Annotated in this window: 9 protein-coding genes; 7 read left to right on the top strand and 2 right to left on the bottom strand. The window is 44.4% G+C overall.

Going from position 1 to position 16,689, the window contains the following annotated elements; all coding sequences use genetic code 11:
- Window positions 1-8: 8 nt before the first annotated feature.
- From EXU57_RS02140 to EXU57_RS02150, 3 genes are all read left to right on the top strand, one after another.
- A complete protein-coding gene (locus EXU57_RS02140) occupies window positions 9-1,301 on the top strand; it encodes a hypothetical protein (RefSeq protein ID WP_133266509.1) in 1,293 nt (430 codons plus the stop codon).
- Window positions 1,302-2,301: 1,000 nt separating this feature from the next.
- Entirely contained in the window at window positions 2,302-3,057 is a 756-nt protein-coding gene (locus EXU57_RS02145) for a hypothetical protein (protein ID WP_133266510.1), read from the top strand.
- Window positions 3,058-3,262: 205 nt separating this feature from the next.
- Window positions 3,263-3,760 (top strand): hypothetical protein, encoded by a 498-nt coding sequence (locus EXU57_RS02150; protein ID WP_133266511.1) that lies wholly within the window; start codon window positions 3,263-3,265, stop codon window positions 3,758-3,760.
- A 100-nt stretch (window positions 3,761-3,860) separates the two neighbouring features.
- Here the strand turns inward: EXU57_RS02150 and EXU57_RS02155 are convergent, their stop codons facing one another.
- Together EXU57_RS02155 and EXU57_RS02160 are read right to left on the bottom strand one after the other, a co-directional pair.
- Entirely contained in the window at window positions 3,861-6,476 is a 2,616-nt protein-coding gene (locus EXU57_RS02155) for a sialate O-acetylesterase (protein ID WP_133266512.1), read from the bottom strand.
- Window positions 6,477-7,058: 582 nt separating this feature from the next.
- On the bottom strand, window positions 7,059-7,547 hold the full coding sequence (locus tag EXU57_RS02160) for a hypothetical protein (protein ID WP_133266513.1): 489 nt from the start codon (window positions 7,545-7,547) through the stop codon (window positions 7,059-7,061).
- 320 nt (window positions 7,548-7,867) lie between these two features.
- Between EXU57_RS02160 and EXU57_RS02165 the strand changes: the two genes are divergently transcribed.
- The 4 genes from EXU57_RS02165 (at window position 7,868) to EXU57_RS02180 (ending at window position 16,270) form a co-directional block, all read left to right on the top strand.
- Window positions 7,868-8,266 (top strand): response regulator, encoded by a 399-nt coding sequence (locus tag EXU57_RS02165; RefSeq protein WP_133266514.1) that lies wholly within the window; start codon window positions 7,868-7,870, stop codon window positions 8,264-8,266.
- A gap of 330 nt (window positions 8,267-8,596) precedes the next feature.
- Window positions 8,597-9,715 carry a family 43 glycosylhydrolase gene (locus EXU57_RS02170; RefSeq protein ID WP_133266515.1) on the top strand — a complete coding sequence of 373 codons (1,119 nt, stop codon included), beginning with the start codon at window positions 8,597-8,599 and terminating at the stop codon, window positions 9,713-9,715.
- Window positions 9,716-10,683: 968 nt separating this feature from the next.
- Window positions 10,684-12,231: a T9SS type A sorting domain-containing protein gene (locus EXU57_RS02175; RefSeq protein ID WP_133266516.1), complete on the top strand. Its 1,548-nt coding sequence runs from the start codon at window positions 10,684-10,686 to the stop codon at window positions 12,229-12,231.
- Window positions 12,232-12,796: 565 nt separating this feature from the next.
- A complete protein-coding gene (locus tag EXU57_RS02180; protein ID WP_133266517.1) occupies window positions 12,797-16,270 on the top strand; it encodes a ThuA domain-containing protein in 3,474 nt (1,157 codons plus the stop codon).
- The last annotated feature ends 419 nt before the right edge of the window (window positions 16,271-16,689 follow it).

The following is a 16,689-nucleotide window of genomic DNA, read 5'->3' on the forward strand; positions in this document are numbered from 1 at the left end:
CAACTAAAATGAATATGAAAAAAGTAATGCTTGCCTTTTCATTGTTGTTTTGCCTGGGCACCATATCCGCCCAGGACTTTAAAAAGGTACAAACCTCTTTTATACTAAAAAAGGTGGAAGACTCTAAGAAGGAGATTGATGCGGTCTTCGCGAAAGATACAAAAGCACAAACCAGTGCTGAAGCATGGCTCTGGAGGGCGCGTATCAATGGAGCCATCTTCGCTGACTCTGCGTTACGCGTAAAGTACCCGGGAGTGGGTCCGGATGCGTTCGCAAGTTTTAAGAAATATCTTGAACTGGAACCAAGCAAGAAGCTCCTTAATGAAGCGAATCTTTCTGTTGTTGACCAGATTTATGTAACGTATTTCAACATTGGCAGAAGCTACTTCGATCGTGAACAATGGGACAGCTCCCTTGCAAACTTTAAGGTGTCTTACGAAATGGGTGACCTGATCACACAAAATAACTGGCGGAATAACAAGCAGGTGATCGACACCTTTACAACATTATTCACCGGCTATGCTGCGCAAAACGCCAAGAAATCAGATGAGGCGGCTGCGATCTACCAAAAATTTGCAGACCTGAAAATTGGTGGTAAGGCTTATGAAGGTGTTTACGACTATCTCACCCGGCACTACCTTAATACCAAGAACAAGCCGATGTTTGAGAAATACATCGCTATCGCTAAAGAATTGTATCCTGAACAACCGCTTTGGAAGCAAATGGAGCTGGCATATGCTGAGGACAACTCAACACTTGCTGAAAAAATGAAAATGTTTACTGAGGCAGAAGCAGGAGGTAAACTCACCGCAGAAGATTATATCACTTACGGTAACATGTTTTTTAACATCAATAAAGATGATGCGAAAAGCATGGACAGCACCCAAATAGCTGAGACAAAGAAAAAAGCAGGGGCAGCTTTTCAGAAGGCCTATGAACTTGATAAAAACAATGGTATTGCCGCCTACAACGCCGGTATCGTTTACAACAATGAGTGGAACGACCTTCGCGAAAGGTATATCAACAACAAGGGTGCTTCTCCTGCGCTAAAAGCTAAGCGTGACGAGATCGATAAACAATCAGCTGAAGTATCAACTAAGGCTATCGAGTGGCTGGAAAAAGCATATACTGTACTTGATGCCAAAGCTGAAAAGTCCCGTATTGAAAAGAATTCATTAACGACTGCGGTAAAAATGCTTGCGAACCTTTACGAAGACAAAATGCAGAAATCCAAAGGTAAATCGCCTGCTGATTACGATAAGTTCGAGAAGAAGTTCACCTTTTACAATAGTAAGATCTAACTTCATCAGAAGTCAACTATAAAGCCGTCCCAATCCTCGGGACGGCTTTTTTTGTGCACGACAACGAGAGCGGGGCAGGAAAAATTTAGCAACGGTAATCCCAAGTTGCTTTTCCTGACAGCGAATTCGGAACCCGATATCTGAGATCATGCAGCGGCTTATGAATTGTGTATTCTTCTGGCGGATCAGAAAGAGAACGGTAAGGATAGGACTCTTGAAATCGGCGAAGTACAAAAAGTAGAAAAAATCTACAGCAACTTGAGATCAGAAACCCGTGGTAATCCAAAAATGGAGATCGCTTTACTATTATCTCATGTATTTTTTGTTAAAAAGCAGTCTGACCGCTAATAAACTTCTACGAAACTGCAGATCTCCAATTGCAGCTGGTGCCTTAGATTATCCCGGTTATTCATCTTATGAATTGCTGTCACTTACAAGCTTTCTTTAAAACGCAGGTAAAGGAAATTAGGCAAGTGTGTGCCGACGAATGTTGTGCAATCTTTAATCGGGCTGAAAGCTTTTACCCACCAGTACTTTGAACAAAACTTTTGAAAGTTTAATTTAGCTAACGAGCGGGTTGAGATACGCTCTAGCTTCAGTAAAGCTGCTTGCACTTGCAATACCAAATCCATTATTCTTCAAATTTTCCTATAGGTAGCTCCGGGACGAAAACGTTGGAGCAAAAGAGGGCACAACCAAATTGCCCATTGACAGCATACCTGCAACAATGTTCTATGCTAAACAGTTAACATTCTCTTACGTCTTGTAGGTGTGCCATAGGTGTGATTGATCTCTATCCAGACAGGGTGCAAACGGACGTGCACCGGTATCCTTGAGCCGAACGTTGGCAAACCACTGGGAACAGCCCTAACGAAGCAACGGATTACCATCAGGAAGCGTCTTAACCAACCAGGTAAATATTGCGATTGCAAGTGCAATTCAGTTCTTATAATCACGTTAGTAGCATCGCTAACTTTTCGTCATCTTTTTTCGAGTTAAAATGAGTACATCTACCATCCATAAACACCTTATATATTGGGTTCTGCCGTCTGCAGTTAACCTTGCCTGCCTGTTGATATATTTCTTCGACCTTTTTGAATTAAGATCTTTGATTGCCCCCGAAGTGAATAGGGAATTCGGCTTGGTCGAACACCTTCAACTCGTCACCATCATCCTGATCTTCAGCCATAGCGTAAAAGCAGCACGCAGAAAAACGCATAAGGTTGAAAAATATGGATTTCTCCTTATCGCAGTTGTGGCTGGTTTTCTTTTGTTGGAGGAAATTGACTACGGACTCCACTACTACGACTATCTTACTGGTAAGACTAAGAAACAACTGCTACACGAGATATACATACAAAAGAGCTTTAGAAACATACATAACCAGGGTAACCTCACCAACGTAATCAAGATGTCTGTTTACGTTACCATCGTAATCCTTTTTGTATTATTTCCGTTATTACCCAACCGCATAAAGAAACAATCACGGCTGCTGAACTACCTGAGCCCATCCCGATTTATCATCAGCACGGCTGTAAGCTTACTCGTAATCAATCAAATTGCATTAGTGCTCAACAAGTCGTATGGTTCAGATACGATGCCGCTGGCTGGAAACGTTTCGGAGTTTGAGGAAATGATGATTTATTATATTCTCTTAATGTATATCACAGAGTTAAGCGCGCGTCGGCTTCCCTGGCAAACGAACAAAAAACCACAGGCTAAATCACCCAGGTACGAGGAAGAGATTATTGCTTAAGCGCAAAGAACCTAACTCATGTAGCGATTAGGCAAATACAGAAAAGATCACTACCTTATTCACACTGTTGGCCGCTGAGATAATAGTCTATTTCGCCGATCATTCACCATATATTGTTCTTGCTGATGACAGGGCAAATAAAAGTTTAATATGATCGCCGGCGGATTTTTACAGATAAGTACCCAATCGTGATCAAAACTAGCAAATGAAAACAGGAATATTTGCCCTTGCCTTGCTGTTAAGCAACTTAGCCAATTCACAACAATATGACGCAGTCCAGTCAAGGTCTGGTTTTGCGCCGGAAGCCCGAAGGTTAAAGTCATTCACATCCGAAGAATACCTAAAGAAAAGCCGGACGCAAAACTTTGTTGGAGGAGCCCTTATGAGTGCCGGAATATTAACCATTGTCGTAACTGCTGCCGATGCTTTGGGAAATAAGGTATCGAACGATGTACAGAATCTTATTGGAGGCATGTTTGGCGGAACGCCCACCCCACCTAAAAAGCGATCCTATGCATTGCCCTTATCCCTGAGCGCAATTTCAATATTCGGGAGCATTGTTATTCTAAACGAAGCAAAAGAGAACCGTGCCAGTGCAAAGTTTGCTGCTGTTTATCTAAAAGTCGAAAGTGTAGCCATAATGACGGAGAAGGCACAAACAAATGAGCCCATGCCATCAGTTGCGATCAAACTCAACTTTTAAGAATGTTCAAGCACGTTTAGGTTTCCAACTTATCCTGTGAGCCAAATTTGTTGCTGCTATCATATGAACGAATTCAACTGCCTACCCATCCTCCGGGTGCTTACTTGTTTAAGGGTGCTGCCTTAAGTGCGTTATAGATGTCGATGCCGAATTGGATCTGGGCCCCCGGCGCATAGTGCGTTTGATCACCCAACAGCGGGTAAGCGTCGGTATTGATCAGAATGGCGTTGTTTGCAGGATTAGATGCATACGCTTCCTGGGCCGCTCGTACCGTGGTTCGGTAGGTGAAGGTTGGGGTGTTAATTCTTGCGACAACTCTCTTATAGTTTGTCAGTGGTGTGTTTATATTATTCAGTTGCCATTGGGCAGTGATCCACTTGTGAAAGTCGTCGAAAAAATTCTTGATGTTTGTGGCATAGGCGTTTGCATATCCTTGGTTCAGCGCATCACTTTCGCCGTTTACCATGATAATACCTTTTAATTCGAGCGGTTTGCCAACTGTTTTTTCCGTTGCCGCTTCCAATGCCTGTGAAAGGTAAAGCTTAAAGGTGTTGTTAGAGTAACCGCCACCATTCAGAGGATTCCAATCGACCGCCATGGTAGTTCCGGCAACGGCATACTGGAAAATGTAAGGTTGTACCCCGCTATTTTCTTCATTAAGTTTTTTAACAAACGACGTTTGAACGCCAAAGTCGTCATCGTACATGCCGTTGACTATTGCGGTATTAACGCCGGGCGTCATTTGTGCCCACTTGTTTGTAGTATGTCTGGTGTCGTATATCTGTGCGTTTAACGGAACATTGTATATGGCTCGTTGTTCAGCACTGAGGGACCCAATCCGGTTCCAACCTACATTTGATTGTCCTATAACGATGTAAAATGGGGTATTGCCGGTTGTCTTCAATGGCGCCTCAGCATCACTCCATGCCTGCAACTCAGCGATCCGGGCATAGCCGTCGGCCGTACGGGTTACTCTTACCCGAACCCTGCTAGTCGCGATGGCGGGAAAAGTAAACTTACGCCAAACCTTATTGTTGTCTACTACCTTACCATTGGGAATAGTGACCCAGGTAGTGCCATTCCAGGTTTGGACTTCAAAATCAACTATCCCCAAATTTGAAAACGTCATTGCCTCTGTTGGTTCAACAGGACTGGCATTGTTATCCTGGTTGGTGATAACATCTATCTGGCGGATGTTTTTGGTTGCATTAAATGCAACCTGGATCCATTGAGGATTGTTATTGTCTACTGCCACGGCCCAAATTGCTCCATTAACTCCTGTTCGTTCATCGTTAATCGCCCTGGTTGGAGTGTATTTAGCCAGGTAGGCTGAAGCCGTTGCGATACCACCTCTCACAGCCAAAGCAGCGTTTGTTGCCGTTTCATTAGTAGTTGAAGTCGGCGTGTTGTCAACGGGGGCTTTCGCGGTGGTGTCAGTAGTGGTTGTAGTGGTGGTTTCGGTTGTGGTTCCCGTTGTTGTTCCCGTTGTTGTTCCGGTTGTGGTTCCGCCAGCATCTTCCGTTGGTGTAGTTTGTGTTCCGGCTGTAAATGCCTCAACTTCTGCGATCCGCGAACTACCGTCAGCTGTTGCAAGCACCAGTACTCTAATCCTTGAAGTTGAGATTGACGGGAAAGCTACTTTGGTCCATACTTTATTATTACCACGAATTGAACCTCCTGGTACAGTAACCCATTTTGTACCATCCCACGTTTGCACATCAAAATCTTTCAGACCATAGTTATTATAAGTCATGCTTTCTGTAGGTTCAGCGGGACTTGAGTAATTATCCTGAATGGTAAATACATTGATAAGGTTGATGTTTCTTGGACCGGAAAAGTTCACCTGCAACCAGTCAGGAAATGTCTGTGGTGTATTATCATTCCAGAACTGAATGCCTTTCCGGTCGCCATCGTTGGCGTATGGTCCCCAGTATGAATTTGAATTGTTGTGGTTGGAAGACGTTGTGCTAACCCCGCCATTAGTTGCGGCTGCAACGTTCATGGAAGGTTGACTTGTACCACCGGTTTCAGTTGGAGTAGGAGTGGTGTTGGAAGTTGTAGTACTTGTGTTTGTTGTACCGGAGTTCGTACTCGTGGTGGTAGTTGAAGCCGAGAGTGCTTCAATTTCCATTATCCTTGACCAACCGTCGGCAGAACCGTGGATTAGCACCCGTACTTGGGTGGTGGTGATCGCTGTAAACTGAACACTGCGTAAAACCTTATTGTTGCCGGTGATGTTTCCCCCCGGAACAGTAACCCATGCACTACCGTTCCACGTTTGTACATCGAAAGCCGTGAGGCCGTAAGTATTAAACGTCATCGTGTTGTTTGGTGTGGATGGGCTGGAAAAATTATCCTGGATTGAGTATACATTAACCTGGTTAATGGTTTGAGGACTTTTAAACCGAACCTCTATCCAATCCGGGAAAAGGTTTTGGTTATTATCGGACCACCAGGTACTTCCCATAGTATTGCCGTCAATAGCATGGGTTGGAAGGGTTGCGTCGTTTTGGTAGTTCGATGAGGAAGAAGCTACGGCACCACTTGCAGCCGATGCAACATTGGTTTGAGCCGTCGCGCAAGAATGGGTGACGAATAAATACAATACAATTAGAAAGAATATGGGAAATAACCTCCTGAATCTTAAGTGGGCAAAAGGTATTGAAATCGGAATTTGTCGAACTATTGCCTTGGCTGAGGTGTGGTATGGCTGCATGCGGAAGTGATTAGAATTTCATCTGGAAGATTACCAGCAGACGAGTAGATAAAAGCATGCCAACAAATTCATATTTGTTAATCCTGCATTAAAGTAAGTAGAAATACATTTCGATAAAAAGGTGCAAGTATGCAGATTCAAATTGGATCTTAATTAAATGGAAAAAAATTTCCCGGCACTCAATCAAAGAAAGGAGTAATTTCTAAAACGTTTTTTAAGGCTGTAATTACTTTATAATAGAAGGTTTAATGCTGAGCCATTAATTTTAAGCCGAACCCAGATAGATTTTAAATCTCGGTCCATGAAAATAGCACGAGGTGAACCCTTGATAGGTTTTTCACCTGAAATTTGCTATCTAAAATTGCAATTACTAGAAAAATACCACGTGCAATCATTATTACTTTAAAAAATTTAAATTCATGATACAAGTTCATAAGCACAACCAACAAGGGGTTAAGACCGTTGGCCACACTATAGCCTCCTAACTTATATCTCCTGCAACCTACTCGCGAAAACTTGGTTATACGTTGTACAAAAACAAAAAGCCCCAATCGGGGCTTTAAGTTGATTTGCTAAAGGTTTTTAGAAATTATAAGCTAAACGTAGGAGAACCGCGTTAGCTGCATCAACCGACAAGTATTTTACAGAAGCATCAAAGTTTTTTGCAAAACCGTAACCAACACTCGCAGCATAAGTAAATTCGCCATTGTTTTGGTTACTACCAGCTACTTTATTGGTCAGAAAAGAATAGCCCACCTGCGGATGTCCGTATAGACCTTTTCCGATAGCGATTTTACCGCCGGCCAAAACCGGGATAAAACTAACGTCCTCGCCAACCTTTACGCCAAAATTCTGATAACCTGCACTTCCGGTTACCTTAAAGCCAGTACCAGCCGGGATCTCAACTTGCCCATCTACTCCATAAGAAGTTGATAAATTTGTTTTTGTTCCGGTACCGACATTAGCACCAATGCCAAATGTTGTTTTCCCTTTCGTTTTAACTCCCATGTCTTGTGCTTTTAAAGCAACTGCTGAAAATGCAAGGGCAGTTAACAATACTACTTTCTTCATAATTTCGATTTAGTTAGAAACTTTCATGCCCTCTGCAAATGCCGTGCCTTTAATGAAATTTTAAGCCTGGGCGCTACCATTATCATCGAGGAACGCTGGCAAGCACAAGTTTTAACAACTAAGTTCCTGTTGTCTAAACAGGCTTATTCATCCTGGAGAGTCATCGTACGGAAAAAACAAATTAAAAAATTATATATATTATTGCTCGTTTAGCGTTAACTTTCTGAAACTAATCTTCTCGCTGCCTATTTCTTGTAACCATCACATTATCTTTCGCTGGGTTTTTGTGGTTATGCCTTATATGCAAAAACTTAACTATTATGACCCCTTGTAAAATTTTAATCATTGATGATGATGAAGATGATGTGGAGATATTAACAAAGGCATTTACAGACACTGGCGTGATTGACATTTGCCATGTACACTCAGCAAACCAGGCGTTTAACTACCTCGCCGATGTAGCTTTTGAATTTCTCCCTAAACTCATTATCACGGATATGCATCTTGCAGGCGTAACCGGAAAAGAGTTCCTGTTCAACATTAAGGGTCTGGAAAAGTATAAGCATATTCAAGTGGTCATATTTTCATCTGCTATGTCGGACCAGGAGTTTGAAAAGTGCCGTAAATTGGGTGCACTGGATTACCTGATTAAACCATCCACTTTTGGTGAATACATTAGGGTCGCCACAGACATCATCGGTAGAATCGAGTTAAATTAACCCGCGGCCATTTATTGTGTGCCTTATTTTCAATATCCCGGCTACTACAAAATATTGTACAAACGTTTATGCTAAAGCGGATTTGCTTCTACTGACATTTTCCTTTCGCGAAAGCTTTTAAAATCTTCTTATCTCCTCAATTTTAGCAGGGCTGGTAAGTTTAGCCTCTTCGGCTAATCACGCCGTTGCTTTTCTCCTGGTATGCAATTATCAATATATCCTTGTTCTATTCTTTTCAGACACCGGATCAGGCGCGTTGTAATAAGTTGAAACGCTGAGCGACCTGTGATCGGGAAACAGTAACTTTATTTCATACATTATTACTGCCATATGAAAAGAAACTTGCTCACAATTGCATTTGCGTTATTAACTACGCTCTCAAACGGCCAACAAACAACAGCAACGGATAGCGCAGGGAGCCAGCAAGCCCAACCGCCCCGACGGTTCCGCCCGGTTATCGGCGAATTAACAACAAGCCCTGGAGTTCACGACCCTGTTATGGCAAAAGAAGGTGATACTTACTACGTATTTCACACGGGTGCTGGTATCTGGTCGTCGAAGGACATGATTACCTGGAAACGTGAAAGACCTGTTTTTGACTCCAGCAATACGCCCACCTGGTTAAAGGGTGCCGGGTTCAGCAGGCCGGGCTACTGGGCGCCGGATATATTCTTTCACAACGGCCAATGGCTGCTGTACTACTCCAACTCTGCCTTTGGTAAAAATACTTCTGCCATCGGAGTCGCCACTAACAAAACCCTCAACCCTTCATCTCCTGATTATAAGTGGGTCGACCAGGGGAAAATCGTTCAAACCTATCCCGGTAAAACAAATTACAATGCCATCGATCCTGCTGTGATTTACGACGATAAAACCAAATCTCCATGGATGACATATGGTTCATTTTGGCATGGCATGCAACTGGTAAAATTGAGTAGAGACGGATTACGATTAGCTGACCCTAATGACTCCATAAAATTAAACACTGTTTCAAGCCGCATGACCGATCCGTCTGCCCCTAATCCTCCCTCCAACGGTGTTCATCCTGCTGATGCTGGCGGCAATGCCATAGAAGCGCCGTTCCTGTTCAAAAAAGGCAAATATTACTACCTCTTCGTGTCATTCGATTATTGCTGCAGCGGAGTCAAAAGCGATTACAAGATTGCAGTAGGGCGTTCAACTAAAATACAGGGCCCCTACCTTGATAAAAACGGTGTTGATATGGCAAGGGGAGGAGGCACGATCATCCGTGAAGGCGATAAAAAAGAGTTTTACGCAGTTGGTCATAACAGCGCGTACACCTTCAATAAAATTGATTACCTGGTTTATCATGGCTATTCGGTAGCCGAAAATGCCGCTTCCAAACTGGTGATCGAAACAATGGAGTGGGACAAGAATGGATGGCCGGTAGTAGGAAAAAGAATTACGCCGAAGCCCGCCGGCAAGTGATTGGTTGGGCAGGCACGCAAACAACAGCATCTATGTCCGGGGTTAATCCTACCATAATAAACCTGGGGCGTATCGATGGCTTACTGCACAAGCCTTACACCCACCCTGTGCACTTCGAAAATAAATTTTCTGTTTAGGGCGTGTCCCCAAGCTGCGCAAGGGGCCGGGCTATTCGCTTCAAGTCCTCGCCCCCCAAAGGGTTGGGGGGCCTGCGGGCTTTACGCTGCTATCCCTCACGCGAGGTTTTAATTATTGCCACACGAACGCTGAATTAAAATCCGAAAACCGGTAATCACTAGCAGGTGCTGCGTTCGACAGTTTAGCACGGGAAAGGGGTTTTTCATAGGGTGAATAATACTGCTGTTTGTTGTTCAACAAACGGTTAATTTCATTAACAGGTAAATAATGCTTAAAGTCATATTCACGACAAGAAAGAAGTTTTTGCGCTGAAAGGACAAACATGATTATAACTGACTCGAGTTAATTATTCATACCGGGAGCCTGCTCTACACGTCAAAACAATTAATCGTTCCTGAAACCGTTTCTGTACATGTTGTACTATACAGTGGAGTTTGCAGGAGAATTAATTGCTTTTAAAAGAGAGAGCCTAATTTGTTGTTTGTAAGTCGTTGCGTAGTCACCTTAGTTGAGCCTATGTTTTTCTTTACCGACAGGCTATGCAAAACGTGAGCATTCTACCCAGGCCAAAAAGTAACAATGAGCTTGCTTACGGGCAAAAGGTTCTTCGATCTGTATAGGTCGATTAATTAGGGTCTTTATTCAATTCATCTGCTCACTCAAGGCTTGCTATGCAATTCCGACCGGCTAAAGCCTAGCAGCACCGCTTTACGATACAAATCATCGGTTTGATCACAACGAAATCGCTTAATCACAAGGTTTGACCTATTTATCCTACATGTATATTGCTGCTTTTGCTATTAAACCTTCTGTTTACTAAACCCTCGTTCATGAGACCAATTTTATGCTTGTTGTTGTTCGCTTCTATGATTAACTATACCATTGCCCAGCCTGGCAAACTAGATCCCACGTTCGGCAATAGCGGTATTGTAACAACCGCCGTTGGTTCGGGAGCATCAGATGACAGAAGTTATGCAATGGCGATTCAGCCCGATGGGAAAGTTATAATGGTTGGGCTATCTACCGGTACTGGGGGCTTTGCGGTGACCCGTTATCATGTAGATGGCCGTCTTGACTCTACCTTTGACAATGATGGCAAAATATTAATGCCCGCTATCAATTCTTCGGTAGACTATGCCCGGGGTGTGGCGCTTCAGGCTGATGGAAAAATCATCGTAGCGGGATATACCAGGAACGGCATGTTCAGTTATATAGCCCTTGTAAGATTTAATACCAATGGCAGTCTTGACTTAACCTTTGATGGGGATGGAATAGTAACAACAGCCATAGGGCCACGTGAGGATTTTGCCTCATCAATCGCGGTTCAAAAAGATGGTAAAATCGTTGTTGGCGGCTATGGCTTTAGTGGTACTTCATCGGTTTTTGTTGCAGTACGATACAATGTAAATGGCAGCCTTGACACCACTTTTGATGTTGATGGCAAAGTAACGATCGACCCGAATTCAATTACCGCTACAATCCAGTCAATTGCCCTGCAACCCGATGGTAAACTGGTTTTAGCTGGCTCAACCCGCGAAGGGTTTACGTTGGTGAGACTTAACATTAACGGCAGTGTAGACCCGACCTTTGGTAGTACTGGCATCGTAAGGACTGTCTTACCCGGAAGCAGTATGATTAAGTCGATAGCATTACAAAGCGACGGCAAAATAGTATCCGTTGGAAATTCCTCGGGCCACAACGCATTTGTACTTACAAGGTACAATACCGACGGCGGCCTCGACCCGACATTCGGTACCGGCGGCATCGTATTGACTAAAATAGGAGCGTACAGCGACTACGCAACTGGGGTAGTAATTCAGAATAATGGTAAACTTATCGTCACCGGCGGAACAAGGGTCGATAATAATATTTTTAGCAACGACGTAGACATTGTTGTTGCCAGATACAACACCGATGGTAGCCCGGACCTTAACTTTGATGGGGATGGGAAGGTAGTCATTGCCCTTAGTACAAAGCTAGATGAACCGACTGCAGTTAACCTTTACAAAAACAGGATTTATGTTGGAGGTTTTGCGCAGAATGCAACTTCTATAATTGATTTTGCCCTGCTCGCCCTTCAAAATGATGATCAGAGCACGGTGCCTAATGTAGTCGCAAACAAAGATTTAATCTTGTACCCCAATCCAACCAGCGGAGCGTTCGCGATTGTGCTGAGCGACCTCATAGCGGGTTTAGTAACTGTGCAGGTCATGAATGTAAACGGGAGTGTGCTTCAACAGAAAGTTTTAGTCGTCGCTGGTTCAACCCCAACCCTGATTGAGCGTATGAACCTGGACCAATACCCTTCGGGAACTTATTTTATCAGGATATTAACTGCTGATGGAGTGCAGGTCGGGAAGGTGGTTGTTCAGCGTTAACTTGATGAATTATAACCCTGCAGTCAGTGCTAACATCTCCTAATCAATTCAATTTTGTCGTGATCTGAGATGTTTGGCGAAATAATTTCTAGTATTCGGTTCGAAGCGTGGTCCTGCTTGAATTAAGAGTCAACTTACAGTTACTGATTAGACGGTCGATGTCATGGATGAACATGAAACTTCACCTTATGACCGGTCAGAAACATAATCAGTCGACCTGTTAAACATACTAAAGTAAATCGCTCTGCCCGGTCAACTCCGTAACATGATCGCTGAACCATTTGTACTTAATGCATACTGATCTTCTATCGCGATGTCAGGTCACCCACAATTGTTGTAAACTCGACTTACCCCGGGAGATGCAATGTAGGTTGCATGTCACAACACCTCGTATAGCAGCGAATCCATACAAAAGCATAGGCTAACTTAAGCACCCGGTAAGTGCCACTAATAAGCAATAATTTAGCTTAACGGCACCAATGAAAGTCCGGGTAAAAAGAAAATGGAGCTTTTTTGTCAAATATTCGCATCGAATACCTTGAATCCTTGCGAAATTGCATTCACCATGAAACAATACTTCACCTCAGTCAGAGGATTCTTGCTTATAGGCATTGTACTACTCGCTATGTCGTGTTCCAGGCGTTCCGGTAATCCCAGGATCCTGGTTTTTACCAAAACTTCGGGCTACCATCATGAATCCATTCCCGAGGGTGTAGCGGCAGTTCAAAAGCTAGGCAGCCAAAATAAGTTCGACGTGGATACCACCAGCAATGCAGAGTGGTTTAACGAAGACAGCTTACAGAAATATGCGGCGGTGGTTTTTATGAGCACTACCGGTGATGTGCTAAACCACTACCAGGAGGCAGAATTCGAACGATACATCCAGTCTGGGGGAGGTTTTGTGGGGATTCATGCCGCTTCAGACGCGGAATACGATTGGGGCTGGTATGGCCGGCTTTTGGGCGGCTATTTTCTGACCCATCCGGGCATACGGGACTCTTTCCCCAACGTCCAGCCCGGAACCCTGCAAGTGGTGAACAAAGACCATGCGTCCACCAAAGACCTGCCGGAACAATGGAAGCGTACCGACGAATTTTACTCGTTTAAAAAGTTGGACAGCAGCATCAATGTGCTGCTTAAAGTTGATGAAAATAGCTTTAAAGGGGGCTACAACGGTGCAAATCATCCCATGGCCTGGTATCACGATTATGATGGCGGCCGTGCATGGTACACCAACCTGGGGCACACCAAAGAAACATTTACCGAAGATCTTTTCCTAAAGCACCTGCTAGGCGGTATACAATACGCTATCGGCAATAACAAGGAATTGAATTACAGCAACGCTAAAACCGGGAAGGTTCCAGAGGAAAACCGGTTTGCAAAAACTGGATTGGTAAGCGGCCAGTTATTCGAACCCACAGAAATGGCTATTCTGCCCAATCTTGATATCCTGGTTGCCCAGAGACGTGGCGAGATTATGCTTTACAAACAAGGTGACTCGGTACTTAAGCAAGCTGGTTTTTTAAATGTTTATTGGAAAACAAGTACCCCTGGTGTAAATGCAGAAGAAGGGGTGCTCGGACTGAAAGCAGATCCGAATTTTTCAAAAAACAACTTTGTGTTCATCTTTTATAGCCCTGTCGACTCCTCTGTAAATCGTTTGTCGCGGTTCAGATTTGTCAACGACAAAATAGATATGGGATCGGAGAAGGTGATATTGGATGTAAAGTCGGATCGCGAGATTTGCTGTCATACCGGGGGCTCAATTGCTTTTGACAAAGATGGATTGCTTTATGTGTCAACTGGCGATAACTCCACCCCGTTTAATGAACCCAAGCAGCCACATCCCAACAGTGGGTTTGCTCCCATAGACGACCGCCCCGGACATCAGCAATACGATGCCCGTAGATCGTCAGGTAACCCCAACGACCTACGCGGGAAAATCCTCCGCATTCGTGTGAAGGACGACGGCAGTTATGAAATCCCCGAAGGCAATCTGTATGCTAAGGGGCAGCAAGGCAGTCGTCCGGAAATATATGTTCAGGGCAATCGAAATCCGTACAGAATATCCATTGACCAAAAAACCAATTACCTGTATTGGGGCGAAGTAGGTCCGGATGCAAGCAGGGACAGTTTGGGTCTTAGAGGACCCCGGGGTTATGACGAAGTGAACCAGGCACGCAAAGCCGGATTTTTCGGGTGGCCACTTTTTATTGGCGATAATTACGCTTATCGGGAATTTGATTTTGAGAGCGGTAAAGCCGGGAACTATTTTGATCCTGCTAAGCCAATCAATGCATCCCACAACAATACAGGGCTCAAAAACCTACCTCCGGCACAACCGGCATTTATCTGGTATCCATACGATGTATCCCCGGATTTTCCGCAGGTCGGCACTGGTGGACGGAATGCAATGGCCGGCCCGGTGTATTACACTGACATGTTTCCCAAAGAGAGCAGGTTGCCTGATTATTACAACGGCAAACTATTTATTTATGATTGGATCCGCGGCTGGATCAAAGCCGTGAGCATGAAACCAAATGGCGACTTCGATAAAATGGAACCATTCATGCAGCAAACCAAATTGGCCAACTGCATCGACATGGAAGTAGGTCCGGATGGTAAATTATACTTGTTGGAATACGGCACCGGGTGGTTCACCAAAAACCCTGACGCAGGTTTATCAAGGATCGACTACAATGGTGGAAATCGTGCTCCCCTGGTAGCAGGCATTACAGTAGATAAAACTTCTGGCGCACTGCCGTTTAAAGTCGTTGCGCAGGTGGAGGCAAAAGACCTGGAAAAAGATGCCATTACCTATGAGTGGCATTTTGGTAATGCTACCAGGGAAACTAAAGAACCAAGGCTCGAGCACACCTTCACCGCGATTGGTGATTACCCCATTTACGTAGTTGCGAAAGATGCTAAAGGTGCGACAACGAAAAGCAGCCCGGTGCAGGTTTACGCTGGCAACGAAGCGCCTGTTGTAAACATCACCATCGCAGGCAACAAATCATTTTATTTCCCGGGCACACCTGTTTCCTATGCGGTTAACGTGTTGGATAAAGACGACCCATCCGTAGCGGGTGACCTGGCTAATGTTTTTGTTTCGGCGGACTATGTTGAAGGGCTGGATAAGGCCGGGGCCTCAATGGGGCACCAGGTAATGTCTGAAGCAATGGCTGGCAGAAGCCTGATACAATCCCTAGATTGCAAAGGTTGTCACAAGGAGGCAGAAAAATCCATAGGTCCGGCTTATACAGCCGTATCACAACGGTACCAGAAGAATAATGGTGCAACTACCCATCTCGTGAATAAAATCATTAAAGGTGGCGCGGGGGTATGGGGCGAAACAGCCATGCCTGCCCATCCAAATCTGTCGCAAGGTGATGCGCGACAAATGGTATCATACATCATGTCGCTTGCCAACGAACAGCAAAAACAAAAGTCACTTCCTGCAAAAGGAACCCTGCAGGCTACCCTTAACAAGAAGCCCACAGAAAATGGCGTGCTGGTGTTATCCGCTACATATGGTGATAAAGGTGGTCCAGGCGTTAAGCCCCAGATTGGCAACGCTTCTCTTGCCTTAAGAAGTAATAGGGTGAGCATGTCAGCAGCCCGTAATCTTAAGGGCTTTACCTTGCAAAGTTTTGGCGGACGGCAATTTGTAAAGGTGCCAAAAGGCCAGGCTTCATTTTCTTTGGATAGCATTGATCTTGCGGGCATAGAAGGGGTGGAGTTCACCTTAGCCGGCCAAACCCCACCAAAGCATAGCTATAGTTTTGAACTTCGTCTGGATGGTCCTAATGGGAAAAAGATTGGAGAAGGCCAGCTTCCTGCAGGTACTAAATTCGTGACAGGTGAAGGCGGTTTTGGCCGTACAACGATCATGTTGAACCTGGAACCCGTCACGGATGGTAAGTTTCATAACCTGTACATTGTTAGCAATACCACCAATGCAGATGAAGAAGGTTCGTTGATCCTTGCAGAGTTGCAGTTCAAAGCACGGAAGACACAGGGAAATCTCGTGCGCAAATAGAAGGCATTATCAGGACAATACGGCGAGTCTGTGGTTCACCAACCACTGCTCGCCGTATTGCATTTGGGATGTTATTCGTCGTGGTTCTGCTGCCTGAACGGATTCTATTTGTAACGGCTTGAAAATTTAAAATTATTGTTTGTTACCCCTGTGAAAACACGATATTGCTTAACTTATAACCTGCAAGCGAGAAGCCTTTCCAAGTCGTTCAGCAGAACATTTTCATTAAAGTCTTCTTGTTGGTTGGAGCGGATTTTCGCTCAGTAGAATTACCCAAAGTACAAGAGTGCGACGCAAGGATGTTAGATAATAGAACTTCAGCCTGGTACAAAGAAAATTTCAATACAGGAGATTAAACCGCAATAAACCCAGCGCCGGCACTCGGACAATTCTTCGGGCTAACAGATTACCACCTGATC

This window comes from Segetibacter sp. 3557_3, assembly GCF_004354985.1.
In the GTDB taxonomy this organism is placed as follows: Bacteria; Bacteroidota; Bacteroidia; order Chitinophagales; family Chitinophagaceae; genus Segetibacter.